Genomic DNA, 25,525 nt, shown 5'->3' with positions numbered 1-25,525 from the left:
CATCGATGCAAGTTCAGGATTCGACATCCGGCGCGCGCGCCGCGCCTTCGCCCGCCGGCCTGCGCACGAACGGCGCGCGCCTGTGGGACAGCCTGATGCGGCTCGCGCGGATCGGCGCGACGGCCAAGGGCGGCGTGTGCCGGCTCGCGCTCACCGAGCTCGACCGCGCGGCGCGCGATCTGTTCGTCGCATGGGCGAAGGAGATCGGCTGCACGGTGCGCGTCGACGCGATCGGCAACATCTTCGCGCGGCGCGCGGGCGCGCGCGACGACCTGCCGCCCGTGGCGACGGGCAGCCACATCGACACGCAGCCGACGGGCGGCAAGTTCGACGGCAACTACGGCGTGCTCGCCGGGCTCGAAGTGCTGCGCACGCTCGCCGACGCGGGCGTGCGCACGAACGCGCCGCTCGAGGTCGCGGTGTGGACGAACGAGGAGGGCTCGCGCTTCGTGCCGGTGATGATGGGCTCGGGCGTGTTCGCGGGCGCGTTCACGCTCGAGCATGCGCTCGCGCAGCGCGACCGCGACGGCGTATCGGTGCGCGACGCGCTGCGCGCAATCGGCTATGCGGGCGACGCGCGCGACGCGTGCGCCGCGTGCGCCGCGCCGCATCGCGTCGGCGCGTACTTCGAGGCGCACATCGAGCAGGGCCCGGTGCTGGAGGCGCACGACACGACGATCGGCGTCGTGCGGGGCGCGCTCGGCCAGCGCTGGTACGACGTGACCGTGCGCGGCATGGAGGCGCACGCGGGCCCGACGCCGATGGCGCTGCGCCGCGACGCGCTGCTCGTCGCGGCCGAACTGGTCGCCGAGGTGAACCGGATCGCGCGCGCGCATGCGCCGCACGGGCGCGGCACGGTCGGCTGGGTCGACGTGCATCCGAACTCGCGCAACGTGATTCCGGGGCGCGTGACGCTGAGCGTCGATCTGCGCGCGGCCGACGACGCATCGCTGCTGGCGATGGACGCGGCGCTGCGCGCGGCGTGCGCGCAAGCGGGCGCGCAGCCGGGCATCGCGGTCGACGTCGAGCAGGTGGTCCATTTCGCGCCGCAGCCGTTCGACGCGGCGCTCGTCGGCGCGGTGCGCGCGGGCGCGGACGCGCTCGGCCTGTCGTCGATGGACGTGATCAGCGGCGCGGGCCACGACGCCGTGTACCTCGCGCGCGTCGCGCCGGCCGCGATGATCTTCGTGCCGTGCAAGGACGGCATCAGCCACAACGAAATCGAGGACGCGCGCCCCGAGCATCTCGAAGCGGGCTGCAACGTGCTGCTGCACGCGATGCTGAGCGCGGCGGGCGTCGCGGATGCGATGGATGGCGAGGATGTCGCGGGCGGCGCCGACGGAGCCGCGCGATGAAGATCCTGATCGCGCGGATGAATCACGAGACGAACACGTTCTCGCCGGTGCCGACGCCGCTTGCCGCGTTCGGCCGGGAAGGCCCGAGCTACGGCGAGCACGCGTACCGCGACAACCGGGGCATGCGCACCGCGATGGCCGCGTTCATCGACGCGGCCGAGCGCGAAGGCGCGCGGATCGTGACGCCGGTGTCGGCGGCCGCGAACCCGAGCGGCCCTGTCGCGGCCGATGCGTACGACGCGATCTGCGATGCGATCATCGCCGCCGCGCCCGGCTGCGACGCGGTGATGCTCGATCTGCACGGCGCGATGGTCGCCGAGCAGTCGGCGGACGGCGAGGGCGATCTGCTCGCGCGCGTGCGCGCCGCGCTGCCGCGCGCGCCGATCGCCGTCGCGCTCGATCTGCATGCGAACGTCACGCAGAAGATGATCGATCACGCGGACGTGATCGTCAGCTTCAAGACCTATCCGCACGTCGACATGTACGAGACGGGCGCGCACGCGGCGCGGCTGCTGCTCGACCGCGTGCACGGCCGCGCGCGGCCGGTGCTCGCGTGGCGGCGGCCGCCGCTGATGACGTCGACGCTGCGCAGCGCGACCGCCGACGGCGCGATGCGGCGCGCGCTCGACGCCGCGCGCGCGGCGCAGGAGAACGGGATGCTCGCGGTGTCGGTGCTCGCCGGGTTTTCGCTCGCGGACATTCCAGCGCCGTGCATCAGCGTGGTCGTCGTCGGCGACGGCGACGCGGCCGCCGCCGACGCGGTGGCCGCCCGCATCGCGCAGCAGATCTGGGACGCGCGCGACGAGTTCGTCTATCGCAGCCCGCCGCTCGCGGAATCGGTCGCGCGCGCGGCCGGGCTCGCGCACGGCGCGGACCGGCCGGTGCTACTGCTCGATCACGGCGACAACTGCATGTCGGGCGGCACGTGCGACACGATGGACCTGCTCGAAGCGGCGCTCGCGCAAGGGCTTTCGGGCCTCGTCAGCGGGCCGCTGTGCGATCCCGAGGCGGTGGCGCGGATGATCGCGGCGGGCGTCGGCGCGCGCGTGACGATCGACGTCGGCAACAAGCTGCCGCGCGCGGGCGCCGCGCCGCGCGCGCCGTTTCGCGCGACGGGCGTCGTGCGCGCGATCACCGACGGCGAATACGTGATCAGCGGGCCGACCTACACCGGCCAGCGCGCGTACATGGGGCGGGCGGCCGTGCTCGACACCGGCGCGGCGACGCTCGTCGTCACCGAGCGCACGCACGAGCCATGGGATCTCGGCGTGTTCGAGAGCGTCGGCGTCGATCCGCGGCGCGCGCGCTTTCTGCTGCTGAAATCGCGGATGTACTGCCGGCCGGTGTTCGTGCCGATCGCGGCGGCGCTCGTCGAATGCGACAGCCGCGGCGTGACGGGCTCCGATTACGCGCTGTTCGATTTCGAGCGCGTCGAGCGGCCGGTGTTCCCGCTCGATTCGCGAACGGAGTGGAGCGCATTCGACGCTTGAAAGGGGGCCGCGATCGTGCGGCCGTGCCGGGGCGATTGGAGTTTCGAATGCGATGCCGATGCCGATGCCGATGCCGATGTCGGCATTGCCGCAGGCATCGCGCCGCGCGCTCGCGCACGCAACCGCGCGGCTACTTCGGCAACTGCTGCGGATCGTAGCGATTGCGCGCGTTCCACAGCATCCAGCCGTCCGTGCCGGCGTCCTCGGCGGCGTCCACCTGTGCGCGGATCTGCGCCGCCGCGAAATCGCGGCGGTCGAACGCGTAATCGCGGAACGCCTGCAGCCACGGCCGGAACCGCACGCCCGGCAGCCCGGTCCGCAAGCGCGCCTCCGCGAGCGAGCGGCGCACGATCTGCCCCGGATCGGCGGTCGGCTGCGTGCAGCCCGGCAATCCCCACGTGAAGCCGGACGGATAGAGCATCGGCGAGATGTAGTCGAGCGGCCCGCCGAGCGTCTCGATCTGCTGGCCGATCGCGGTGTCGTCCTCGTTCCAGCAGACGTAGCCGAAGATGTCGGCGGCGACGAACACGTTGTACGGCGCGAGCCGCTCGCGCGCCGCCTGCAGGAAGCCGGCGATCGCCGCAGTGCGGTTCGCGCGCGTGTTCGGCACGCTGAAGCGCAGCCCGCGCGCGTCCGGAAAGCGCACGTAGTCGAACTGGATTTCATCGAAACCGAGCTTCGCCGCTTCCTCGGCGACGTCGAGATTGTGTGCCCACGCGGCGCGCAGCGACGGATCGATCCAACGCAGCTTTTCGCGATCGCGCCAGATGTCGCCGTTCGCATCGCGCACCGTCCAGTCCGGATGCGCGGCGGCAAGCGGATCGTCCTTGAACACGACGATCCGCGCGATCAGATACAGCCCGCGCCGGCGCAGCTCGGCGACGAGCGCCGCGAAGTCGCGCACGACGGGCGCGTTCGGCGTCTGCGCGGCCGCGCCCGACGCGCGGCGCGCCGCGCTCGGATACGGCGTGATGCCGCGGTCGCCCTTCATGTCGATGACGAGGGCATTGATCGCGGTCGCGCCCTTGAGATCGACCGCGGCTTCGCGCAGCGTCTTGCTCGTGATTCCGAACACGGACAGATAGACGGCTTTCGGCCGGAACGGCGCGAGCGCGACGGTGACGGGCCGGCCGGCTTCGACGCTCGTGCGCGTCGCCAGATAGCCGGGCGCGCGGACGGCGATGCCGGCCGCCGCGGCGTCGGCCGGGAAGGCTCCACGCTCGTCCGCGCGGATCGGGTGGCCGCCGATCGTCACGATCGCGGCGGCGATCGGCTTGCCGGTCCGCGCGTCGACGACGCTGCCGCGGATGGCGGCGGACGGGGCAGTGGACGAAGCGGCGGATGAAGCGGCGCGCGCCGGGGTGTCGGGCATCGGCATCGAGGCTGTCGCGACGCCGGCGGCCGGAACGCCGGCCGTTGCGCGAGCGGCGAAGGCGACGCCGGTCTGCGCGTCGCCGCGCTCGCCGAGCATCCGCGCGAGCACGGCCGGCGTGCAACTGTCGACGATCAGAAAGCGCGGCAGCGCGAGCGGCGCGTCGCCGCGGCGGACCTTGCGCGCGTCGAGCGTGAAGCCTGCAACGTAGCCCGCCTGTGCGGCGAGCGAAGTCAGCTCGTCGTCGTAGATGCCGAACGGCCATGCGAGCAGATCGACCGGGCCGCCGACTTCGCGCTCGAGCAGCGCGCGCGCGTGCGCGAACTGGGTCGCGGCGAAGCGGCGGAACGCGTCGGGTGCGAGGCGTCGCCGCTCGGTGCGGAAGTTCGGATGCCACCACGTATGCGATTCGATGTCGAAGCGGCCGGTATTGCGCAACGCGCGCAGCTCGTCCCACGTCATCGCATACGACGCGTTCGAGATCGCGGACGGATAGATGAACAGCGTGACGGGCAAGCGCTCGCGCAGCACGATCGGGCGCAGCAGTTCGTACACCGAGCGGTGGCCGTCGTCGACGGTGATCGCGACTGCTTTTTCCGGCAGCGATGCGGATGGCGACGCCGCCCACGCGACGACGTCGCGCAGCGGCACGATCGCATAGCCGTGCGCGCGCAGGAACGCGAGCTGCGCGTCGAACGTGCTGACGCGCACGGTCATCGAATCGGGCGGCGCGGATGTCGAGAAGCGGTGGTAGACGAGGATCGCGGGGCGCGACGCGTCGGCGGGCGGCGCGGTGGCGGGGGCATCCGCGCCGGCGAATGCGGGCGGCGCGACGCCCGCCCATGCGAGACACCAGGCAGCCGCCGCGAGCCGGAATCGGGTGAGCCAGGAGCGTGAGTGTCGCAAGGGCAGTTCCGTCGGTTGTTCGAAACGTGTTCGGGCCCACCGGCCGCGATGGCGCGGGCGGTGGGCGTTTTTTTCGTGCGCGGCGCGCGAGCGTGTGGTTTCCGCCACCGGGCAGCCACGCGACGAAGCCGATTCGCGCCCCGGTTTCGCGCGCCGCCGATGGTTGCCCGCCGCGCTCGCGCACCGTGCGGAGCCGGTAGTCATCGGCTCCCGTAAAGCTTCACCTTTGCGGAGCCGGGCGTCGGCGCGACTGTCGCTGCACCGGCTGCAACGGATGAGCGCGGAGCGGCCCGCTGGGATCGGTCCTGCGTCGACCATGCTGCTACGGTTTGACGGGCGGCGGTTGATCGTAGTCAAGAACGCCCGCCGCGCGCCGTCCGGCCCGGCAGGCTCGACGCGAGCTCGCGCAGACATGCGGTGTGCCGCGCGCTGGTGCCGGGCCTGCTCGAATCGGCCGAGTAGCGCGGGCGTCGGGCGGCGGGCGCGCGAGTTTGCTTCGGGCGCGTGAACAGGCCCTGGCTCGCGCCCGCCGCCCGATCGCCGCCGATTGACTCACGTCAATGCCCGGCCGGCCTGCGTCGCTACGCTGAAGACAGCCGGTATCGAGCCGGACCGGCATCACCGATCGACGGGCATCCGGCGCGCGCCGGGTGCCGTCCGTGGCGTAGGCCGCGCATCGTGCGCGGCCGCGAATTCCAGGAGAGAGCAATGAGCAATGTGACGCGTTACGACCCGTTTTCGCTTGAGCCCGTGTCCGATCTGTTCCAGGGCTTGTTCCGTCCGCTGCGCGGCTTCGCCGACGTCGAAGAAGAGAAGCTCGCGTCGATGAAGATCGACGTGACCGAAAACGACCAGGCCTACGTCGTCAAGGCCGAGCTGCCGGGCGTCGACAAGAACGACATCAACGTGCAGATCGAAGGCAACACCGTGTCGATCGCCGCGAAGGTCGAGCGGAACAAGGAGCTGAAGGAAGGCGAGCGCGTGATCCGGCGCGAGCGCTATTCGGGCGAGTTCGCGCGAACCTTCTCGCTCGCGAGCGACCTCGATCGAGACACGGCGAGCGCGCAGTATCAGGACGGCGTGCTGTCGCTGACGCTGCCGAAGAAGGCGACGTCGGAAAAGAAGAAGCTGACGATCGGCTAGATTCGCGTGTGCGCCGCCGCGCAGGCGGCGCGCCGTGAAGCGGGGCGGCGCGCGTGCCGTCGCGCGCTGTCGGTCGCCGGCGTCCGCTTGCGGCCCCGCGCCGTCACGCACGCGCCACGGGCTTGCCGACCGTTTGCGCGAGGATCGGCAATTCGTCCTCGTTCAGGCTGAGCGCGTCGGCGAGCAGCCGGTGGTTGATCCAGCCGCGCACGACGCAGCCGAGCCCCGTCGACGCGCAATACAGCGCGACGTTCTGCGCGATCGCGCCCGCCGCCACCGCCGAGAACGTCTCGCGCAGCGGCTTCGGCATCGGCAGCAGCCGAGACGTCTGCACGACGTAGACGAGATCGAGCGGCGCCGCGCCGACGAAATCCTGATAGCCGGTCAGGTTGCGCGCATCGATCGAGCGTTTCAGCAGCAGCCGGTGCAGCGCCGCATCGTAGCGATAGACGCCGTCGGGCAGCGCGACATAGATGTCGATCTCGTTGAACGCATGCGCGGACGGCGCGGTGCGGCCGCCCGTCGCCGGGCGGTTGACGCCGTCGGCGGCCCACAGCAGCTCGCCGAGCGTCGTCGGCGCGAGCGCCGCGGACGAGAACTCGCGCGTGCTCGCCCGCAGCGACAGCGCGGCCATCAGCGGCAGGCCCGCGCCGAGATCGGGCTGCGGCAGATCGATGATCGCCGGCGCCTCGTCTTCGGCGGGCGCGGGCAATGCCACGGCGATTGGTTGATAGGTCAGCAGTTCGGGTTCGCTCATGTCCGTCTCCTGGGCAGTGGAATGGCGCGCCGCACCCGCGCGAGCGCGTGCGTTCGTCAACGATAGCGAGCGCGCGGCGCGCCGGTCTGATCCCGATCAAGCGTCGCGCGCCGGCGCGCGCGGGCCGCTTGCGTTGACGTGCATCAAATGGCGAAGGGGCGCGCATGCGACGCTGGGTGACGCGCTCGCGCGGGCGCTTCGTTCTGGATCGTCGTCCGGTATCGTTGCGCTTCGCCGCGCCTTGTCGCGTGCGCTGTTCCAGTGGCGCACGCTGCGCCCGCCCTGCTCACGAACGGAGGCCGATCGTGAACGCTGCCGAGATCTGTACCCGCGACGTCGTCGTGTGCCGCCGCACCGACACCGTGCTCGACGCCGCGCACCTGATGCGCGACCGCCATGTCGGCGACCTGATCGTCGTCGACGACGTGGGGGGCGCGCACGAGCCGGTCGGCATGCTGACCGACCGCGACATCGTGCTGTCGCTGATCGCGAAGGAAGTCGATCCCGCCGCGCTGTTCGTCGGCGAGATCATGTCCGCGCCGGCGGTCGTCGTGCACGAGCACGACAGCCTGTGGACGATCGCGCAGCGGATGCGGCTGACGGGCGCGCGCCGGATGCCGGTCGTGAACGCCGGCGGCGCGCTCGTCGGGATGGTGTCCGTCGACGACCTGCTGGCGAGCGCCGCGAGGCTGTTCGACGAGATCGCGTCGATTTCGCGGCGCCAGGTTCACTTCGAGGAGAAGGCGCGGGATTGACGGATGCGCGCGCGGCGAAGGCAAGAGCAAGAGCGCGCTGCGCCGTGCGGCGGCGTCGCCGCTGCTTCGCAGTCGCTTTGATTGCGGTTCACGCTATCGGCGTGGCCGATTCGATTGCATGCGTGCACGCACCGGCATCGGCGCGGCGCACCCGCATGCGACGCCCGCCGTTGCGAGCGATTGCGATCGTTCGATCGTTCGAGCCGCGCCCGTTCGCCCGCTCGAACCCGGAGCATCGCTAACGCCGCGCCCGCCGCGCGGTCGCCACGTCCTTGCGCATCTGCGCGAAGTGCGCGATCGCGTCCGTCACCGTCGGGAAAAAGTGGTCGGCGCCGATCTTGTCGAAGAGCCCGTACGTGCGCAGCCGGTCCTTCACCGGCCCCTTCATTTCCGCGAAAACCAGCGCGATCCGCCGCGCGGCGAGCTCGTCGCGCAGCGTCGCGAGCATGTCGGCGGCGGTGACGTCGACGTCGGTGATCGGCTCGGCGGCGATCACGACGCAGCGCACCGGCGCGCGGGCCTTGGCGATCGCGTCGCGGACGTGATCGCGAAAGATCGCCGCGTTCGCGTGGAACAGCGGCGCGTCCCAGCGGAACGCGACGAGGCCCGGCATTCGCCGCGCGTCCGGATGGCGCGACACGTCGTGATAGCCGTGCATCCCCTCGACGTGGCCGAGCACCGCGTCGTACGGGTGCCACGCGCGCCAGACGAACGACAGCAGCGACAGCCCGACCGCGAGCAGGATGCCCGGCACGACGCCGAGCAGCACGACGCCCGCGAAGCACAGCACCGACACCGCGCATTCGCCGCGGCGCACGCGGTAGAGCCGGACGATCGCGCGCACGTCGACGAGCCCGTATGCCGCATAGACGACGACGGCCGCGAGCGCCGGGAGCGGCACGCGGGCGAGCAGCGTCGGCGCGACGAGCAGCAGCGCGATGCAGGCGGCCGCGACGACGCTTGTCAACTGCGTGCGCGCGCCGGCCGCGAGCGCGACGGGCGTGCGCGACGAGCTGCCGCTGACCGCGCAGCCGCGCAGCACGCCGGCGAGCAGGTTCGCCGCGCCGAGCGCGATCAGTTCCTGATTGCGATCGGCTTCGCTGCCGTCGTGCTGCGCGAACACGCGCGACAGCACGCTGATGTCGGCGACCGACACCATCGCGATCGCGAGCGCGCCGGCGACGAGCCGGCTCGCGTCGGCGAGCGAGATCGACGGCAGGCCGAGCGGCGGCAGGGTCCCGGCGAGCGAGCCGACGAGGGCGACGTGCGCGTAGGCGACATGCGCGTTTGCGACATGCGCGTAGGCGACGTGCGCGTTTGCGACATGCGCATTCGCGCCGGCCGCTTCCGGCGCCGCGCCGAGCCAAGCGGCGGCGGCCGACGCGGCGGCGACCGCGATCAGCATGCCGGGCCACGCGGGCGCGACGCGCCGCAGCAGCACGATGCCGACGAGGCAGCCGCCGCCGAGCGCGAGCGACACGAAGTCGATGCGGCCTTGCGCGACGGTCGCGGCGATGCTCGCGACCGCGTCGATGCACGTGCCGCTGGGCGGCGCGGCGCCGAGCAGGCCCGGGAGCTGGCTCGCGACCAGCGTCAGCGCGAGCCCGTTCAGATAGCCGTACTGAATCGGCTTGGACAGCAGATCGGTGACGAAGCCGAACTTCAGCAGGCCGGCGAGCACGCAGAAGCCGCCGGACATCAGCGCGAGCGCGGCGGAGAGCGCGACCGCGTGCGCGGGGTCGCCGTGCGCGAGCGGCGCGATCGCGCCGGCGATCAGCGCGGCGAGCGCCGAGTCGGGGCCGAGCACGAGAATCCGGCTCGGCCCGAAGATCGCGTAGCCGAGAAGCGCGGCGATCGACGCGTTCAGGCCGGCGATGACAGGCAGGCCGGCCGCCTGTGCGTAGCTCATGCCGACGGGCACCAGCACCGCGGTCAGCGCGACGCCCGCGTACAGATCCCGCGCGAGCCATGCGCGCCGGTACGCGCGCAGCGCCGCGACGCCCGGCAGCCAGCGCCGCCACGCTTCGCCGCCGCCGCTGCCTTCATCGCCACCGCGCCGCGCGGCGTCCCGCCCGCGCGCGGCGCGTTCCCGCTCGATCAAGACACGACGTCCATCATCGGGCGCCGCGGCGCGTGCGCGACGACCGGGCCGCGTCCGACGCGCAGCAGCAGTTGCGGGTGCGCGTCGACGTGCAGCAGCGGGCGCAGCCTTTCGCGCAGCGCGGCGATCTCGATCGGCTGATTCAGATACGACGCGGTGAGCCCGGCGGCCGTCGCGACGAGCAGCACGCGTTCGAGCGCCTGGCCGGCCGCGACCCAGGCGTCGTGATCGTCGCTCGCGGTCGAGATGCCGACGATGAGCGGCGAGCCGTCGACGAGCTTGTGATGCATCGCCGCCAGGCCGCCGCCGAGATCGAACGTGCGGATCGCCGACGCGACGACGGGCGTCGCGAAGTCGAGCAGCGCGGGCACGCCGGCGGCGAACGCGGGCATCCCGTCGTTCTGGCGGCGCGGATGCACCCAGTTCGCGAGCTCGCGGCGAAAGCGCGGATCGGCGAATTGCAGGCGGTCGGCGTCGGCGATCAGCTCGGCGATCTCGTTGCGCGCGTCGGGCGCGTCGACGCAGGCGATCTCCGCGCCCTCGGCCGCGCCGGCGGCGACGAGCGCGCGCTGGACTTCGCACGGCACCGCTTCGTTCGCGTAGGGCATGCGGGTCGTCACGCGCTCGACGATCGCATCGAACAGCGGCACGAGGCTCTCGTCGTGGTAGCCGTGCGGATCGAGCCGCACGAGCGCGATCACGTCGGGGTCCGACGTCGACGGGAACATGTCGATCGTGTACGCGAAACCGAAGCGGCTCAGCGCGACGCGCAGGTTGAGGAGCGCCGCGCCGCAACTGATGACGAGCTCGCGATCGTACGGATCGACGACGGACAGCGCGCGCAGCCGGTCCGCGCACAGCATCACCGACGCGTCGCCGAGAATGAAGCGCCACGGCTGCGTGTTGTGGCTCGACGGCGCGAGTGTCGCGTAGTGGATCGCGAGGCGCAGCTTGTCCTCGACGCTCGCCGACGGATCGAATGGCGGGATGGCTTCGTGCGGCGTCGTCTGGAGCGGGGATGTTTCCATGTTGCGGGTCTCCTGTCGGGAGGCGCGTTCGCGTGCGGGCGGGGACGACGCGCCGGGATTCGGGGGCGATGCGGGCTGCGCAGCGTCGATTTCAGTCTATGGAGCGGCTGTCGCGCGGGGCTTGACCCAGATCAACGGCGAATGGGCGGGGGGCGAGCGGGTATTCGGTTCGGGGCGGAGCGCTCTTCGCCGTTGCAGTGCGGGCAGATGGGCACGCGATGCGCGGCAGCGGCGCGATGTGTTCGCGCGTGCGCGGCGCGCTGCGGCGTCAGCCCATTGCGGATGTGTCCGCACTTGCGGCGTCGAGCGCGTCGAGCACCGCCCGCCAATATCCGGCCGACCAGATCGTCGCGAGCGGCACGTCGGTATCGAAGCCGATCGCGCGCGCGCGTTCGCCGGCGTCGAGCGGATCGGCGGTCGCGAGTTGCGCCGCAAGCACGGCCGCGCCCGCGTCCGAGCGATCGTTCTGCGCGGCGGCGCGCGCATCGACGCGTCGTTCGAGGCATGCGCGGCTCGCATGGAAATCGAGAATGAACACGGGCACGCCGGTTTCGCGCGCGAGCGCGACGAAACGCGCGCGGCGCGCATGCGAGAGAAACGTCGCATCGACGAGCGCCGTGTAGCCGGCGCGCAGCACGTCGCGCGCGAGCGCGCGCAGGCGCGCGTATTGCGCGTCGATCTGCTGCGGCGTGTACGCGGCCGCGGGAAGCGGCCGCGCGTCGACCGCCGCGAACGGCCGCGCGCGCTTGCGCTCGCTGTCGCTCGACAGCCGGATCGCGCCGGACACGTCGGCGAGCGCGCGGCTCGCGACCGATTTGCCCGAACCCGAATAGCCGTGGCACAGCAGCAGGCATGGGCGGCGCGCGCGGGCCGCGTGCGCGGCGACGTCGACGTATTGGCGCGCGAGCTCGGCGCGCGCCGCGCCGCCGCCGCCCGCGCGCATCGTCGCGACGAGCGCCCGCACGAGCGCGCGATACGCGACGTACAGCGGCAGCGCGGCGAGACCCGCGAAATCGCCCGTCTCGTCGAGCCAGCGGTTCAGCAGCCGGTGCGCGAGATCGGCGCGATCGTGCGCGCGCAGATCCATCAGCAGAAAAGACAGATCGTTGATCACGTCGATCCAGCGCAGCGCGTCGTCGAAATCGATGCAGTCGAACATCAGCGCGTGCCGGCCGCGTTTCACGACGTTGTTCAGATGCAGGTCGCCGTGGCACGCGCGGACGTAGCCGTCGGCCCGCCGTGCGTCGAGATGCACGGCGAGTTCGTCGCAGCGCCGCCCGCACCACGCGCGCAGCGCCGCCGGCAACGCCGCGCCGAGCGCGCGTTCGAGCGGCGCGAACACGTCGTTGATCTGCTTGCGCAGCTCGTGCGCGCTGCCGTACGCGCGCCGGGGGACGTCGCGCGGCGCGTGCAGATGGTACGCGGCGAGGCGCGTCGCGGCGGCGTCGATGTCCGCCGCGCCGAGCGCGCCGCGCGCGAGCAGCCGGGAGAACAGCATCCGCTCGTCGAAGCGGCGCATCCGGACGACGTGATCGACGGCGGCGCCCGCGCCGAACAGGCGCAGGCCGCGCGTGCGACGCGCGACCGGGCCGGTCGCGAGATAGATCGGCGCGGCGAGCGGGCGGTTCAGCGTGAGCTCCGCTTCGCACGCGCGGCGGCGCGCGGCGAGGTCGCCGAAGTTCGCGAAGCCGAAGTCGAACGGCTTCAGGCGCTTGTATGCGAAGCGTCCGACGAGATAGACGACGGAGATGTGCGTTTCGATGCGCACGATGCGTCCGGCCGGATGCGGATACGTCGCCGCCCGGCGCAGCGTCGCGTCGATTTCGCGCGACAGGCGGCGCGCCGCGCGTTCGCGCACGGCGCGCCGCCGCGGGCCGTTGCCGCGGATGGCGGTCGTGCGCGCGGCGCCGCGTGCGCGGCTCGGCAAGTCGGCGGATTTCGCGGGCTTCGGCTGGCGCGAACGGCGCATCTCGTCACCTCCGGGGATCGTGGTCGCGCGGGATGGGGCGCTGCCTGCCGCGCGGCTGCCGCAGTGTGGAGACCGCCGCGCCGCGATCGCGCCCGTCGTCATTCGACCCGATTGTGCCGGGCGTCGGCTTGACGTGGGTCAAGCGCCCGCGCGCGCCGAGCGCTGCGCCAGGTCGTCATCAGCGTGAACAGACCCTAAGCGCGGTCGCCGTCGCCCGATTGCGCGTCGCGCGCGAGATCCGTTCGCCGTATCGCGACGCTCTTCAGTTTCGCGCGCCACGCGGCGAACAGCAATGCGTTGACCTCCTCGAGCGAGTAATGGCTTGCCAAGGTCAGCGTATTCCCGATCCCCGCGTCGACGCATGGCTGCAGCGCCGCGCGCATCGCGAGGCGGTCGCCCGGCGCGATGTCCGCTTCGGTCGCGAAATACTCCGGCAGCGCGACGCGCTCGCCGCGCAGCGACCGGAACAGCCGGTGCGCGTGGTTCTCCGCGCGCATCCCCGGCGCGCCGGCCGCGCCTGCGCGCACCGTCCGGTGCTCGATCCACGCGCGCGCCGGCTCGATGCCGGGCGAGCAGTTGTCGCCGAACGCGAGGCTCACGCCGACGGTGGGCGCGAACGACGTCAGATGGCTGTTGCGCAGCCCGTCGCGCTCGATCGCGTGGCAGACCGCATGCGGCAGCGGCGGCCCCGCGCGCAGCGCGTCGAGATGCGCATGGCGGTCGCACAGCGGATACGCGCCGCGCTCGGCGGCGAGTTCGGCTGATGCCGAATACGCGAGATTGCGCAGGTCGGACGCGATGTAGCGCGCCATCTCGCGCGCGGCCGGCGAATCGTAGCGCAGCCGCATCATCGCGAGCATGTCCGCGAGCCCCGTCACGCCGACGCCGATCCGCCGCTTCTGGTACGACTCGCGCGCGTGCGCGGCGAGCGGCCAGCGTGCGATGTCGAGCGCGTTGTCGAGCAGGCGCACCTCGACGCGCACGGCCGCGTCGAACGCGGCGAAATCGAAGCGCGGCTCGCCGCCGGCGCCGAACGGATTGCGCACGAAGCGCGACAGGTCGACCGCGCCCAGCATCGCGCTGCCGTACGGCGGCAGCGGTTGCGCGCCGCACGGGCTCGTCGCGTCGATTCGCTCGCGGCCGCGCAGCGGATCGGCGGCGTCGATCGCGTCGACGAACACGAGGCCGGGCCCCGCGCCGTCGCGCGCGGCCGCTACGATCTCGCGCCACAAATTGCGCGCGGGCACGCTCGCATACGTCCATGCGCCGTCTGCGGCGGGCAGCGCGCCGCTCGCCGCGTCGCGCGGCGGCGCGGGGTGCCGCAGCGCCCACGGCAGATCCTGCTCGACCGCCTGCATGAACGCGTCGGTGACGGCCACCGCGAGCTCGAGCGTTGTCCGGCGCGCATGCCCGCGCTCGCGACCGCACTTCGCTGTGGCGAATGCGGACAGATCCGGATGGTCGCAGCGCAGCACCGCGAGCTGCGCGCGGTGGCGGCCGTCGCGCTCGCCCGCCTGCGCGCCGATGCGATCGAACCGGTCGAGCGCCGCGCGCACGCCGGGCGACGTCGGCTGGTCCGCGTCGGGCCGCGCGCCAGCGGGCGGGATGTCCGAGAAGTCGTAGCCGAGGTCGGCGCCCATCGCGAGCGCGAGGCGCGCTTCGTCGAGCGCCTCGTCGAGGTTCGGTTGAAAGCGCGTGAGCGCGGCGGGCGCGCGGATCGGATGCACGAAGCAGCTCGCCATCGTCTGGTCCGGCGCGGCGCCCGCGCGCGCCATGATGCGGCCCGCGCCGAGCGCGCCGTTCAGCAGGTTCCGGTAGAAGCGCCGCGCGGCGCTCGAGCGCGTCGCCGCCGGCTCCGCGAGCGCGAGCGCGCGAGCGACCCGCGCGCACGCCTGGGCACGCGAGTTCTCGCCCGGCAGCGCGTAGCGGTCGGCGAATACGGCGTCGCAGATCGGTTGGTCGTCCATGATGCCGATCATGCGGACGAACGAATCGGCGTGGCGACCGATGCGCGTGCGTTTGTTGATCGTCCGCAAGCGGCGTGCGCGCGCGCCGCGCGCGGTGGTTCGCCGCGCGGCTCAATGCGTGATTCGGTGCTCGGGCTCGACGCTCTGCGCGCCGCGCGGCGGCTCGCTGGCCGCGCGCCGCGCCGCTTCCGCGCGCGCCCAGAACGCGTCGAGCGCCGGATGGATCGAGCGCCGCCAGTGCGGGCCGAGAAAGAGGTCGTAGTGATCGCAGTCCGGCTCGGTGATCCGTTCGCGCGCGGCGTCGGGCACCGCGTTGCACAGCTCATGCGCGGCGTGCGTCTGGCCGGTGCCAGCGATGTCGTCGCGGCCGCCTTCGATTGTGCAGAGCGCAGTGCGCGTGAGCTGCTCCGGCGCGACGCGGCGGCAGCCGATCGACCAGCGGCCTTGCGCGAGCAGCCGCTCGTGAAAGATCACGCGGATCGTGTCGAGGAAATAACGCTCGGTCATGTCGAGCACCGCGCCATATTCGTTCATCTCGCGCAGGCAGCGCGCGGCGGACGCGAGATCGCCCGTCATCCACGCGGCCCAGTAGCGGCTTTCGAGCGACACGCGCCGCTGCGGATGCGCCACGACGATCGCCGCGTGCTGGATGAAGCCCGGATAGACGCGCCGCCCCGCGCCCGCATACGGCGGCGGCACGACGTCGATCGCCGCGCGGCGGAACCAGTCGAGGTCGTGTTCGAGCGCGAAGCGGTCGACGAGCGTCGGGTGCGAGCGCGTGTCGATCGGGCCGCCGAGCAGCGCGACGCTCGCGACGTGGACGCCGCGCGCCGCAAGCAGCGCGGCGGCCGCGAGCGCGGGCACCGTCGCCTGGCAGACCGCCATCACGTGCAGCCTGCCCTCGTCCGCGCCGGCGATGAAGTGCTCGAGCGTGCACACGTAGTCGTCGAGGCCGAACGCGCCCGCGTCGGGCGGGACGTCGCGAGCGTTGCGCCAGTCGGTCACGTAGACGTCACGCGTCGCGAGCATCGTCTCGACGGTCTCGCGCAGCATCACCGCATGGTGGCCGGCGAGCGGCGTGCACAGAAAGACCGCGGAGCGCGCGGCCGCGCCGCCGTCGAGCCGGCGGGAGAACTTGCGCAGCGCGCAGAACGGCGTGTCGTCGACGATGCATTCGTCGACCGGGACGGCCGCGCCGTCGATCGCGACCGATGCGATCGCGAACGGCGGCGGCGCGGGGACCGCATCGGCCGCGCGCGCCATCGGGCCCCATGTCGGCCAGCCGGCCGGGCGCGCGCTCGCGCTCGCGTGCTGCGCGGCGCCCGCCCACGGCTGGCATGCGCGGAAGAATTCACGTTGCGCTTCGAGCCACGCGTACAGCATCGAACCTCCTTGCTGGCGGTACGGGGACACACTGCCGCGGCCGTCGCGGCGCGCGCGGGCGCGGAGAGACAAGCGGCTGGGGCGCTTCCGGCACCGAAGCGGCCGCCTTCGCAAAGCGTGCCGGAGACGGCGGGCGGGCGCGGATGCGCTTGGCCGCGGCGCTGCGCGTCCGACGCGCATCGGATTGGGACAGCATAGGCCGGCGAGCGCCGCATCGCCAGATTAAAAGCCGCGTGCGGCGGGTCATTGACGATAGTCAAGCAGATCGCGGCCGGGCGCCCCGGCAGCCGAGCGTTCCGGCGGCGGGGCGCGATGACGGCGGCGGTCTCCGACGCGCGATCGTTCGACGCAGGGCGTTGCAGCGGCGCGACCGCGGTGGCATCGTGGCGTGAACGCGCTTCGCGCGGAGGGCGGCGCGCGCGGAAACGGAAGAGAAACGGAAACGGATCGCCGCCGGTCGCCCGGACACGCGCCCGCGCGGCGAAGCGGAAATCGCAGCTTCAAGGCAAACCCGGCAGGCAACACGGCACGCATCGCCCCGCCGTCGCCGCGCACCGCGCGACGGCCCGATGCGGCAACGCGAAACGCGGAGGACCCGATGGCAGCGTTCGACGAACATCAACTCCAGGTTCTGGGCGCCCTGCTGCGCGCGTGCAGGCAGGCGCTCCAGGCGGACGTGCGCGCAGGCGAGCGGCAGCGCGCCGACGAGCCGTATGCGAACCTCGCGGGCCCCGCGCCCGACGAAGGCGACGAGGCGAACGCGGATCTGTTCGTCGACGTCGGCCATGCGCTGATCGGCATGAAGCTCGCCGAGCTGCGCGACGTCGATGCGGCGCTGCAACGGATCGCGCGGCGCGACTACGGCTTCTGCGCGGATTGCGGGCAGCCGATCGCCTACGAGCGCCTGCTCGCGCGCCCGACCGCGTTGCGCTGCGCATCGTGCCAGCGCGCGCACGAGCGGCGGTTCGCGACGCAGCCGAGGCCGTCGCTGTGAGCGGCGCCGGCCGTTCGTACACCACGCGCGCTACGCGCGCCGAGCCCGCCGCGTTCGCCGCGCGCGGCGTGGCGACGGGAGGCGCCGATGCGTGAATTCGACTATCTGCTCATCGGCGGCGGCATCGCGAGCGTCAGCGCCGCGCGGACGCTGCGCGGCGAGGACGCGTCGGCGAGCATCGCGATTCTCTGCGGCGAGCCCGTGCTGCCGTATCAGCGCCCGCCGCTCAGCCAGGAATTCCTGATGGGCGCCGCGCAGCCCGCGAGCATCACGCTGCATGACGCGGCGTTCTACGCGTCGCAGCGCATCGACATCGTGCTCGACGCGCGCGCCGAGCACCTCGATCGCGCGAAGCGGATCGTGCGCGCGTCGAACGGCGTCGCATACCGTTACCACAAGCTGCTGATCGCGACGGGCGCGAGCGCGAAGGTGCCCGAGCTGCCCGGCATCGGGCTCGACGGCGTGCACGTGCTGCACACGGTCGCGCAGGCGCAGGCGCTGAAGGACGCGAGCGCGCACGCGCGCCGCGCGACGGTGCTGGGCGGCGGTTTTCTCGGCGTCGAGATCGCCGCGACGCTGCAGGCGCTCGGCCTGCAGGTGACGCTCGTCGAGCACGCGCCCGATGTGATGCCGACACTGCGCGCGCCGGCGCTCGCGAGCCATTTCGACGCGCTCTGCAAGGCCCGCGGCATCGAGGTGCTGACGAGCCGCGAGGTGCGCCGCGTGCTCGGCGACGCGCGCGTCGAGGCGGTCGAGACGAGCGACGGCGGCACGCGGCCGTGCGATCTGTTCGTCGCGGCGGTCGGCGTCACGCCGAACTGCGGCTGGCTCGACGGCAGCGGCCTCGTGCTCGGTGATGGGGTCGAAGTCGACGCGTTCCTGCAGACAGCCGATCCGGACGTGTTCGCGGCGGGCGACGTCGCGCACTTCGGCGATCCGATTTTCGGCGTGCGGCGGCGGATCGAGCACTGGGACAACGCGGTGCGGCAGGGCAGGATCGCCGCGCGCAACATGCTCGGCCGCCGGCTGCCGTATCGCGACGTGTCGATTTTCTACGGCAGCGTGTTCGGGCTGTCGTACAACCTGCTCGGCTATCCGGCCGGCGCGACCGAGACGATCGAGCGCGGCTCGTTCGAGGATTCCTCGTACACGCTGCTCTATCTCGCCGACGACGTGCTGCGCGCCGCGTTCACGATCGACCGGCCGGCCGGCGAGATCGCCGCGCTGAACGATGCGATCCGGCTGCACGTGAACGTCGCCGCGCAGAAGTCGAAACTGAGCGATCCGAACTTTGCGCTCGACAGGCTGCCGGTGCAGACGATCCTGATCCTGCAGGGCGGCGGCGCGCTCGGCGCGTTCGAGTGCGGTGCGATCAAGGCGCTCGAGCAGCACGGCGTGCGGCCCGACGTGATCTCCGCGGTGTCGATCGGCGCGTTCAACGGCGCGATCGTCGCGAGCCACCCGACGGGCGCGTCGAAGGCGCTCGAAGCGTTCTGGCGCGACATGTCGATCGCGCTGCCGCTGCCGCACGGCTCGCAGTGGCATCAGGCGTGGCTGTCGACGTATGTGCTGTCGTTCGGCGTGCCGAATTTCCTGAAGCCGCAATGGTCGCGGCTCGGCTTCGACGCCGATCGGCTTCGCGCGAAATGGACGAGCTTCTTCGACGCGTCGTCGATCGAGAAGCTGATCGAGCGCTACGTCGATTTCGATTCGCTCGGCATGAGCCCGACGCGCCTCTTGATCGCCGCGGTCGACGTGGAGACGGGCGAGCCGCGCATCTTCGACAGCTACGTCGATCGCCTGAGCCCCACGCATCTGCTCGCGAGCGGCAGCCTGCCGCCGGGAATGCCGTGGACCGTCGTCGACGGCCGGCCATACTGGGACGGTGGCGTCGTCAGCAACTCGCCGCTCGATCTCGTGATCGCGCGGTGCGGGCAGATCGGCGGACGCGTGTTCATCGTCGATCTGTTCTCGGGCACGAAGATGCTGCCGACGAACCTCGTCGAAGTGATGCTGCGCCGCGAGGAAATCGCGTACATGGACCGCGTTCGCAACGATCTGCGCTTCGAGGAATACGCGAGCGATTTTCGCGATCTCGTCGACGGCATCCTCGCGCACGTCGACGCGCCGGCCGCGAACGAGATCCGTCAGCAGCCGCTCTACATCCGGCTGATGGGCAATCGCGCGGCGATCGACATCGAGCGGATCACGCTGAACCGGGACGGGCGGCTGTCGTTCATCGAGGATTACGATTTTTCGTCGGACGCGATCGCGCAATTGCAGAAGCAGGGCTACGACGCGGCACTCGCCGCGCTCGCGAACGGCCGCGCGCAGCGCCGGCGCGCGCATCGCGGAGCGTGACGTTTGACGTGTGACGTGTGACGTGTGACGCGCGCGAGGCGCTCGCGTCGCCCCGCACGCGCCCTCGCTCACGCCGCGGCGCGTTCCTCCCCGGCGCTGTCCCACTGCTGCTCGCCCGCCGCGGGCACGTGGCTCATCGCATGTTCGGCGAGCGCGGTGATCGTGAGACTCGGGTTGACCCCGAGATTCGCGCCGAGCACCGAGCCGTCGCAGACGTACATGTTCCGGTAGCCGAACACGCGGCTGCAGCCGTCGCACACGCCGTCGCGCGCCATCTCCGCGCCGCCGAGCGCGCGCGCCGCCTTCCGCGCGAAGTCGTTCGCGGCCGGAATGTACGCGGGGATCTTCGCGCCGGATGTCGCGAGCTGCTTCGAGAACGGCCAGACGTGGCGGCAGCCGACCATGCAGCCGCCGCAGCCGACGCACGACGTGCGCTCGGGGCACGCGCCGCCGAAGTACGGATCGGCATGGCGCGTGCCGGGCGCGTCGGCGTCGTCGCCGAAGAACACGCCGACCTCGGTCGGATAAAAGCTCTTCTCGGCGCCGATACGCTGCCGCCAAAGCCGGAGCCGATCACGACATAGTCGTAATCGCAGGACTGCTGCTTCATTCGGTTCACCTTTTTGATGGTTCGAACCGGCCGGCGTGCGCGACGGTGCGCGAGCGGGTTCGTCTCCCTGTTTTCCTGCTGTCGCGCGATGCGGCGCACGACGCGCGCACACCGATCCGATCCGCGTATTCCCGCGCGAACCCCGCGGTGTCGAGCGCCTTGCGCCGAGCATCGATTCGAAACGCGGTGCGCGCGATAGCGCGTTGATTTCCCGCTCGTTTGCGCGGCGATTCAAACAGCGGCCGGCGGAGCTCTCAGCGCCTGCGCGATGCACGGCCGCGATGCTTGCGCGGTTCCTGATTCATCGCGAACGCGCGTCACGCCGGCGCGTGCTCGGCGCACTCGACGATCGCGCGATGCGTGACGACGATCTGCTCGCGCAGCCAGCGCAGGCCGGGCTGAGCGTCCTGCTGCCGATGCCAGATGAGGCTCACCTGGATCGGCGCGATGTCGATCGGCAGCGGCGCGATCTGCAACGCATGGACATCGGCGAACCGCTCGGCGAGCCGGCGCGGGATCGTGCCGAGCAGGTCCGATTTCGCGACGAGCGCGGGAATCGTCAGATAGTGCGGCACCTGCAGATGCACGACGCGCCGCACGCGCGCGGAGCCGAGCACGATCTCGAGCGGCGAGCCGCGCCTGTCGCGCGGCTGGATCGACACGTGCCCGCTTTCCTCGTAACCGCGCAGCGCGAGCCCGCCGGCGAACGCCGGATGGCCGGCGCGCCCGATCACGACGAGATGCTCCTCGTGCAGCGGCTCGTAGCAGAGCTCGGGATTGTCGAAATGCAGATAGTCGATCGCGAGATCGAGCGTGCCCGTCGTCAGTTGTGCGGGAATCGAGCCGGCGTCGTCGCTCTGCACCGAGAGCATCACGTTCGGCGCGCGCGACTTGATGTGCGCGAGCAGATCGGGCAGCAGCACCGTTTGCCCGTAATCGTTCATCGACAGCTTGAACAGATGATGCGTGTCGGGTTCGAAATCGGCTTGCGGGCCAAGCCCGATCTGCAGCAGATACAGCGCCTGACGCACCGGCTCGTACAGCGCGCGCGCCTGTGCGGTGGGCGTCATGCCGCGCGCGGTGCGCGTGAAGAGCGACTCGCCGAGCTGCTGGCGCAGCCGCGTCAGCGCATTGCTGACGGCCGGCTGGCTCATGTGCAGGCGCACCGCGGCGCGCGACAGGTTCTGCTCCTGCATCAGCGCGTCGAACACGAGCAGCAGGTTCAGGTCGAGCTGTCGCAGATTCTGGATCATTCGGTGGCGCTCCGGAAGGGTTGCATGCCGCGCGCGGGGCGCGTCGACCATCTGCGCCGGGACGTCGTGCGCAACGAGCCCGGCGCGCCGTGGCAGGCGCGCGCCGCGAACGCGGCCGGCAGCCTGAGCATCCTGCCGACCTACGAGTGTCGCTCCGGCGCGCACGGAACGCGTTTCGTCCGCAGCACGCTGCACTACCATTCGCCGAGCCCGCTGCTGCGGCTCGCGAACGCGCTCGTGATGCGCAGGCGCGTCGAACGCGAGTCCGCGCATTCGCTGACGCTGCTGAAGCGGCGGCTCGAAGCCGCGCCCCGCGACGCATGCGTATCGAACGCATGCTTCGCGCTTCACGGTGCGCCTGTCGCCGCTTTCCGCGCGCTCACGCCCAGAGCCGCCGCGTCGCCACTTTCCCGAGCCCGCGGCGAATGCTGCCCTCGAGCACGTGCCGGACGAGCGGCGCGACGAACGGCACCTTGCCCTCGAACGTGATCACGTAATGAAAATACGTGCGGCGCTCGTCGATCGGAACGAAGCGCATCACGCCGAGATGGTCGCGCAGCGGGCTGCCGCGCGTGATCCGGTATTCGATCCGTTCGTTTTCCTGATAAGCGGTCACCGTCTCGACGAACGGCGGCGCACCCGGCACGCGCATCTCGCGCGCCGAGCCGACGCCGTTGCGCGCGGGCTCGCCGTCGCTGATCCGGCGGATTTTCGCGGGCGAGAAGATCGACTTGAGATTCTCGTGCTCGCTGAAGAAGCGGAAGACCTGCTGAACCGGGGCGTCGAACTCTTCGGCGATTTCTATGCGTTGCTGTTTCATATGAAGCTCGCGTTTCGAGGGTGGAGGGCGGCCGGTGCGCAATCGAGCAGGGCATCGCCCGGCTGCGCGCCGGCCGATGCTGCGGTGCGCCACGGCAGCCGGTCTCGTCGCACACGCAATGACAATGACATCGATCAATGTAATCGTCAATCGGGACGATCGCCGCGCATCGCCGTGCGGATGCGGGGCCGAGTCGCGGACGAGCGTCGCGCGACGGAGACGACGGGAAGCGACGGAAAGCAACAATGAAGCGAACCGTCAGCGCCGCGGCACCTCGCAATCGACGTACTCGATGTAGCCGCGGCCGCTGTATGCGCGGCCTTTGGTGAAGCCGTCGAAGCGATAGCTCGCGACATACCCGCGCCCATGGCCGAAGCGCCAGGGGCTGTCGATCGTGCCGCGCAGTTCGAGCCACGGCCGGCCCGCGCCGTCGCGCGCGGTCCACGACAGCCGTTGTGGCAGCCGCATGCGCCGGCCGTCCGGCGCGTTCGCAAGCTCCGGCCCGTATTCGTCGACGACGAACGCGACGCCGCGCTCGTGGAACTCGGCTGCGCCGTCGAGCGCGCGCAGATGGATGCCCTTGAACGCCTTTTCGCCGAGCACGCGGACTTCGGTCAGCAGCAACTGGACGCCTTCGCCGAGGTTCACGATCTGGTACGTGAAGAAATCGAGCGGCAGCTTCCAGCGCTCGCCGAGCGGCTTCGCGAACCACGCTTGCGGCGTCGTCATCCGTGCGTATTCGAACGTGCACAGCGTGTCGACCGGCATCGTGCGGCCGCCGTGGCGGATCGTGCCCGAGCACGTCGCGAGCAGGCTCAGGTGGTCGTATGCGACGTTGCGGACGAACCACGAGACGATGTCGGTGCAGTCGATCGCGACGTCGAGGCCGAAGTGCGCGTAGTCGGCCTTCACCGTGTAGCGCGGGTACGCGCCCGCGATCGTCAGGTCGCCGCCGAACGCGACGACCGTGTCCGCGCGCCGTACCGCGCATTCGCGCGCGATCGAATACGCGCGATAGTGATGCGCGCCGTCGGCGGCCGTTGACGACAGCACCGTCGCGACGTCGCGCGGATCGCCGTCGGTCAGGTAGTCATTGTCGAACGCGACGCTGCCCGTCGCGCCGAGCAGCGTCATCACGTTGCAGTACCGGTGCGGTTCCGGCAACTCGGGAAAGAAGATGCCGTAATGCGTGAGCCCGTAGCGCTTGTCGCGCACGTGCGGCACGAGCATGTCCGGCGTGACGAACGGACGCGTCGACGCATCGGCCGCGCGGTCGATTCTCGGCAGCAGCGCGGTGACGACGATGCGCGCGAGCGCCGACATCAGCGGGTTCGTGCGCGTCGCGCAGGCGGGCGGCGCGTTGTCCGGGGCAAGGATCGAGTTCATGAGCGAAAGCAGTCGGTGGCGCGCCGCAGGCGACGAAGTCGTGACGATTCGGAATCCAGATGATGTCGCGCGCGGGCGGTCTCCATGTCGTGAATGAAGCGGACTTCGCGCGAACGGTCGAGACGGAATGCGCGCCGCCCAGCCAATAATTACATCAATCGATGTAACGTTCTGGAGAGTCTAGGACGAAACGCGAAACCGCGGAAATTGATTGTGGTGATAAGCGATATTCGAATCGCGATGCGCCGCCGTTTTCCCCGCGTCGGCGGGCGGACGCAAGCGCATAACTCGTGACGAGAGTGGGGGCATCGCGCACGGCGCGCGCCGCTCGTGCGACGCGCGCATGCCGGGCGGGTTCGCGCGCGCGCTCGCGCCGCGGCGCTTGCGCATCGCACAAAAACGAACTCGACGAACACGCGTGCCGCATGCACGGCAACATGCCGCGCGATATCGCGCCCGCAGCATCCGCCGCGCGCGACCGACGCCACGCGAACGAGCGTGCTAAACGATCACATAACATTCCGGCGTCCGTTTGAAAATCGGGGCGACTCCGGGGCCGAAGAAGCTTTCACCATGCGCGATAACTTTGTTACGCTCTGCGGCGAAGCGTGCGACAAAATCAAACGTGGAGACAATTGAATGAGCCAGTACGGGCCATTGCGATTGCATGTGCCGGAGCCTACCGGGCGTCCGGGATGCAAGACCGATTTTACTTACCTGCGCCTGTCGCCAGCCGGCAAGGTGCGCAAACCCCCCATCGACGTCGCGCCCGCCGACACGAGCGACCTGGCCTATGGCCTCGTGCGCGTGCTCGACGAGCACGGACGAGCCGTCGGGCCCTGGGCGCCCGACATCGATCCCGACATCTTGCGCAAAGGCATCCGCGCGATGCTGAAGACGCGCATCTTCGACGCGCGCATGCAGATCGCGCAGCGCCAGAAGAAGATCTCGTTCTACATGCAGTGCCTCGGCGAGGAAGCGATCGCAGTCGCGCACACGCTCGCGCTCGAGCGCGGCGACATGTGCTTTCCGACGTATCGGCAGCAAGGGATCCTGATGGTGCGCGACTATTCGCTCGTCGACATGATGTGCCAGTTGATGTCGAACGCGCGCGATCCGCTGAAGGGCCGCCAGTTGCCGGTGATGTACTCGTCGCGCGACGCGGGCTTCTTCTCGATCTCGGGCAATCTCGCGACGCAGTTCATCCAGGCGGTCGGCTGGGCGATGGCCTCGGCGATCAAGGGCGACACGCGCATCGCATCCGCGTGGATCGGCGACGGCGCGACGGCCGAAGCCGATTTCCATACCGCGCTCACGTTCGCACACGTGTACCGCGCGCCCGTGATCCTGAACGTCGTCAACAACCAGTGGGCGATCTCGACGTTCCAGGCGATCGCGGGCGGCGAGGGCGCGACGTTCGCCGGGCGCGGCGTCGGCTGCGGGATCGCATCGCTGCGCGTCGACGGCAACGACTTCCTCGCGGTCTACGCCGCGTCCCGCTGGGCGGCCGAGCGCGCGCGCCGCAACCTCGGGCCGACGCTGATCGAATGGGTCACGTATCGCGCGGGCCCGCACTCGACGTCCGACGATCCGACCAAGTACCGCCCCGGCGACGACTGGACGCACTTCCCGCTCGGCGATCCGCTTGAGCGCCTGAAGCGCCACATGGTCGGCCTCGGCGTGTGGTCCGAGCAGGAGCACGAGGACACGAAGGCCGCGTTCGAGGCCGAGGTGCTCGCCGCGCAGAAGGAAGCGGAGCGCTACGGCACGCTGGCCGACGAGCACGTGCCGAACGTCGCGAGCATTTTCGAGGACGTCTACAAGGAGATGCCCGCGCACCTGCGCCGGCAGCGCCAACAGCTCGGGGTTTGACAG

Annotated in this window: 17 protein-coding genes and 3 pseudogenes; 8 read left to right on the top strand and 12 right to left on the bottom strand. The window is 71.3% G+C overall.

The genetic code is table 11. The annotated features are described in order from the left end of the window. Positions 1-5 precede the first annotated feature (5 nt). Together WT16_RS23430 and WT16_RS23425 are read left to right on the top strand one after the other, a co-directional pair. Positions 6-1,355 (top strand): Zn-dependent hydrolase, encoded by a 1,350-nt coding sequence (locus tag WT16_RS23430; RefSeq protein ID WP_063534334.1) that lies wholly within the window; start codon positions 6-8, stop codon positions 1,353-1,355. After that, complete coding sequence (locus WT16_RS23425) at positions 1,352-2,845, top strand: M81 family metallopeptidase (RefSeq protein ID WP_063534333.1); 1,494 nt, start codon at positions 1,352-1,354, stop codon at positions 2,843-2,845. Before WT16_RS23430 ends, WT16_RS23425 begins: the two co-directional genes overlap by 4 nt. Positions 2,846-2,975: 130 nt before the next feature. Here the strand turns inward: WT16_RS23425 and WT16_RS35145 are convergent, their stop codons facing one another. Beyond that, complete coding sequence (locus WT16_RS35145) at positions 2,976-4,316, bottom strand: putative glycoside hydrolase (protein ID WP_231892136.1); 1,341 nt, start codon at positions 4,314-4,316, stop codon at positions 2,976-2,978. Between the two features lie 117 nt (positions 4,317-4,433). Continuing rightward, positions 4,434-4,934: pseudogene (locus WT16_RS35140) on the bottom strand (polysaccharide deacetylase family protein); the annotation flags it as partial. A gap of 897 nt (positions 4,935-5,831) precedes the next feature. Between WT16_RS35140 and WT16_RS23415 the strand changes: the two are divergent. Continuing rightward, positions 5,832-6,266 carry an Hsp20/alpha crystallin family protein gene (locus tag WT16_RS23415; protein ID WP_009916102.1) on the top strand — a complete coding sequence of 145 codons (435 nt, stop codon included), beginning with the start codon at positions 5,832-5,834 and terminating at the stop codon, positions 6,264-6,266. Positions 6,267-6,369: 103 nt separating this feature from the next. Here WT16_RS23415 and WT16_RS23410 read toward each other — a convergent pair whose 3' ends face one another. Continuing rightward, positions 6,370-7,023, bottom strand: a complete 654-nt coding sequence (locus WT16_RS23410) for a nitroreductase family protein (protein WP_009916101.1) — start codon at positions 7,021-7,023, stop codon at positions 6,370-6,372. Positions 7,024-7,328: 305 nt separating this feature from the next. Between WT16_RS23410 and WT16_RS23405 the strand changes: the two genes are divergently transcribed. Beyond that, a complete protein-coding gene (locus tag WT16_RS23405) occupies positions 7,329-7,778 on the top strand; it encodes a CBS domain-containing protein (protein ID WP_006028287.1) in 450 nt (149 codons plus the stop codon). Positions 7,779-8,016: 238 nt separating this feature from the next. Here the strand turns inward: WT16_RS23405 and WT16_RS23400 are convergent, their stop codons facing one another. The 5 genes from WT16_RS23400 to phaZ form a co-directional block, all read right to left on the bottom strand. After that, positions 8,017-9,879 carry a SulP family inorganic anion transporter gene (locus WT16_RS23400; RefSeq protein ID WP_063534331.1) on the bottom strand — a complete coding sequence of 621 codons (1,863 nt, stop codon included), beginning with the start codon at positions 9,877-9,879 and terminating at the stop codon, positions 8,017-8,019. Then, positions 9,876-10,907, bottom strand: coding sequence for a nitroreductase family protein (locus WT16_RS23395; RefSeq protein WP_063534330.1), 1,032 nt, complete (start codon positions 10,905-10,907; stop codon positions 9,876-9,878). The genes WT16_RS23400 and WT16_RS23395 overlap by 4 nt, the downstream gene beginning before the upstream one ends. Positions 10,908-11,175: 268 nt before the next feature. Beyond that, positions 11,176-12,978 (bottom strand): bifunctional aminoglycoside phosphotransferase/ATP-binding protein, encoded by a 1,803-nt coding sequence (locus tag WT16_RS23390; RefSeq protein WP_063534329.1) that lies wholly within the window; start codon positions 12,976-12,978, stop codon positions 11,176-11,178. A 92-nt stretch (positions 12,979-13,070) separates the two neighbouring features. Continuing rightward, on the bottom strand, positions 13,071-14,912 hold the full coding sequence (locus tag WT16_RS23385) for a ribonucleotide reductase N-terminal alpha domain-containing protein (protein WP_063534328.1): 1,842 nt from the start codon (positions 14,910-14,912) through the stop codon (positions 13,071-13,073). A 42-nt stretch (positions 14,913-14,954) separates the two neighbouring features. Continuing rightward, positions 14,955-16,226, bottom strand: a complete 1,272-nt coding sequence (gene phaZ / locus WT16_RS23380) for a polyhydroxyalkanoate depolymerase (RefSeq protein WP_059934490.1) — start codon at positions 16,224-16,226, stop codon at positions 14,955-14,957. A 598-nt stretch (positions 16,227-16,824) separates the two neighbouring features. On the opposite strand from phaZ, the gene WT16_RS23375 reads away from it, so the two are divergent. Together WT16_RS23375 and WT16_RS23370 are read left to right on the top strand one after the other, a co-directional pair. Continuing rightward, complete coding sequence (locus WT16_RS23375) at positions 16,825-17,220, top strand: TraR/DksA C4-type zinc finger protein (protein WP_063534948.1); 396 nt, start codon at positions 16,825-16,827, stop codon at positions 17,218-17,220. 87 nt (positions 17,221-17,307) lie between these two features. Next, the gene (locus tag WT16_RS23370; protein WP_059934488.1) at positions 17,308-19,581 is read left to right on the top strand and encodes an FAD-dependent oxidoreductase; all 2,274 of its coding nucleotides are present in this window, start codon (positions 17,308-17,310) and stop codon (positions 19,579-19,581) included. Positions 19,582-19,649: 68 nt separating this feature from the next. Here WT16_RS23370 and WT16_RS35700 read toward each other — a convergent pair. Continuing rightward, positions 19,650-20,363: pseudogene (locus WT16_RS35700) on the bottom strand (GMC oxidoreductase). Positions 20,364-20,508: 145 nt separating this feature from the next. Next, positions 20,509-21,444 carry a LysR substrate-binding domain-containing protein gene (locus WT16_RS23360; RefSeq protein WP_006028278.1) on the bottom strand — a complete coding sequence of 312 codons (936 nt, stop codon included), beginning with the start codon at positions 21,442-21,444 and terminating at the stop codon, positions 20,509-20,511. 33 nt (positions 21,445-21,477) lie between these two features. Here WT16_RS23360 and WT16_RS32530 point away from each other — a divergent pair. Then, positions 21,478-21,765 (top strand): annotated as a pseudogene (locus tag WT16_RS32530) (SRPBCC family protein); the annotation flags it as partial. A gap of 58 nt (positions 21,766-21,823) precedes the next feature. Here WT16_RS32530 and WT16_RS23355 read toward each other — a convergent pair. Together WT16_RS23355 and WT16_RS23350 are read right to left on the bottom strand one after the other, a co-directional pair. Next, complete coding sequence (locus WT16_RS23355) at positions 21,824-22,264, bottom strand: SRPBCC family protein (RefSeq protein ID WP_006028277.1); 441 nt, start codon at positions 22,262-22,264, stop codon at positions 21,824-21,826. A gap of 258 nt (positions 22,265-22,522) precedes the next feature. After that, on the bottom strand, positions 22,523-23,650 hold the full coding sequence (locus WT16_RS23350) for a DUF6670 family protein (RefSeq protein ID WP_063534326.1): 1,128 nt from the start codon (positions 23,648-23,650) through the stop codon (positions 22,523-22,525). 639 nt (positions 23,651-24,289) lie between these two features. Here WT16_RS23350 and WT16_RS23340 point away from each other — a divergent pair. Then, on the top strand, positions 24,290-25,522 hold the full coding sequence (locus WT16_RS23340) for a 3-methyl-2-oxobutanoate dehydrogenase (2-methylpropanoyl-transferring) subunit alpha (protein WP_009916083.1): 1,233 nt from the start codon (positions 24,290-24,292) through the stop codon (positions 25,520-25,522). The last annotated feature ends 3 nt before the right edge of the window (positions 25,523-25,525 follow it).

Origin of the sequence: Burkholderia sp. MSMB1589WGS, assembly GCF_001636105.1 — a bacterium.
GTDB classification, from domain to species: domain Bacteria; phylum Pseudomonadota; class Gammaproteobacteria; order Burkholderiales; family Burkholderiaceae; genus Burkholderia; species Burkholderia humptydooensis.
Note: the sequence above shows the minus strand (reverse complement) of the source record. Positions and strands in the feature narration are given on the sequence as shown.

Bases quoted from the DNA above. Each gene is read 5' to 3' on its own strand.
- WT16_RS23340 (WP_009916083.1), top strand. From the start codon at position 24,290: ATGAGCCAGTACGGGCCATTGCGATTGCATGTGCCGGAGCCTACCGGG.
- WT16_RS23425 (WP_063534333.1), top strand. From the start codon at position 1,352: ATGAAGATCCTGATCGCGCGGATGAATCACGAGACGAACACGTTCTCG.
- WT16_RS23375 (WP_063534948.1), top strand. From the start codon at position 16,825: ATGGCAGCGTTCGACGAACATCAACTCCAGGTTCTGGGCGCCCTGCTG.
- WT16_RS23410 (WP_009916101.1), bottom strand. From the start codon at position 7,023: ATGAGCGAACCCGAACTGCTGACCTATCAACCAATCGCCGTGGCATTG.
- WT16_RS23350 (WP_063534326.1), bottom strand. From the start codon at position 23,650: ATGAACTCGATCCTTGCCCCGGACAACGCGCCGCCCGCCTGCGCGACG.
- WT16_RS23370 (WP_059934488.1), top strand. From the start codon at position 17,308: ATGCGTGAATTCGACTATCTGCTCATCGGCGGCGGCATCGCGAGCGTC.
- WT16_RS23430 (WP_063534334.1), top strand. From the start codon at position 6: ATGCAAGTTCAGGATTCGACATCCGGCGCGCGCGCCGCGCCTTCGCCC.
- phaZ (WP_059934490.1), bottom strand. From the start codon at position 16,226: ATGCTGTACGCGTGGCTCGAAGCGCAACGTGAATTCTTCCGCGCATGC.
- WT16_RS23355 (WP_006028277.1), bottom strand. From the start codon at position 22,264: ATGAAACAGCAACGCATAGAAATCGCCGAAGAGTTCGACGCCCCGGTT.
- WT16_RS35145 (WP_231892136.1), bottom strand. From the start codon at position 4,316: ATGCTCGGCGAGCGCGGCGACGCGCAGACCGGCGTCGCCTTCGCCGCT.
- WT16_RS23415 (WP_009916102.1), top strand. From the start codon at position 5,832: ATGAGCAATGTGACGCGTTACGACCCGTTTTCGCTTGAGCCCGTGTCC.
- WT16_RS23390 (WP_063534329.1), bottom strand. From the start codon at position 12,978: ATGACGACGGGCGCGATCGCGGCGCGGCGGTCTCCACACTGCGGCAGC.
- WT16_RS23395 (WP_063534330.1), bottom strand. From the start codon at position 10,907: ATGGAAACATCCCCGCTCCAGACGACGCCGCACGAAGCCATCCCGCCA.
- WT16_RS23360 (WP_006028278.1), bottom strand. From the start codon at position 21,444: ATGATCCAGAATCTGCGACAGCTCGACCTGAACCTGCTGCTCGTGTTC.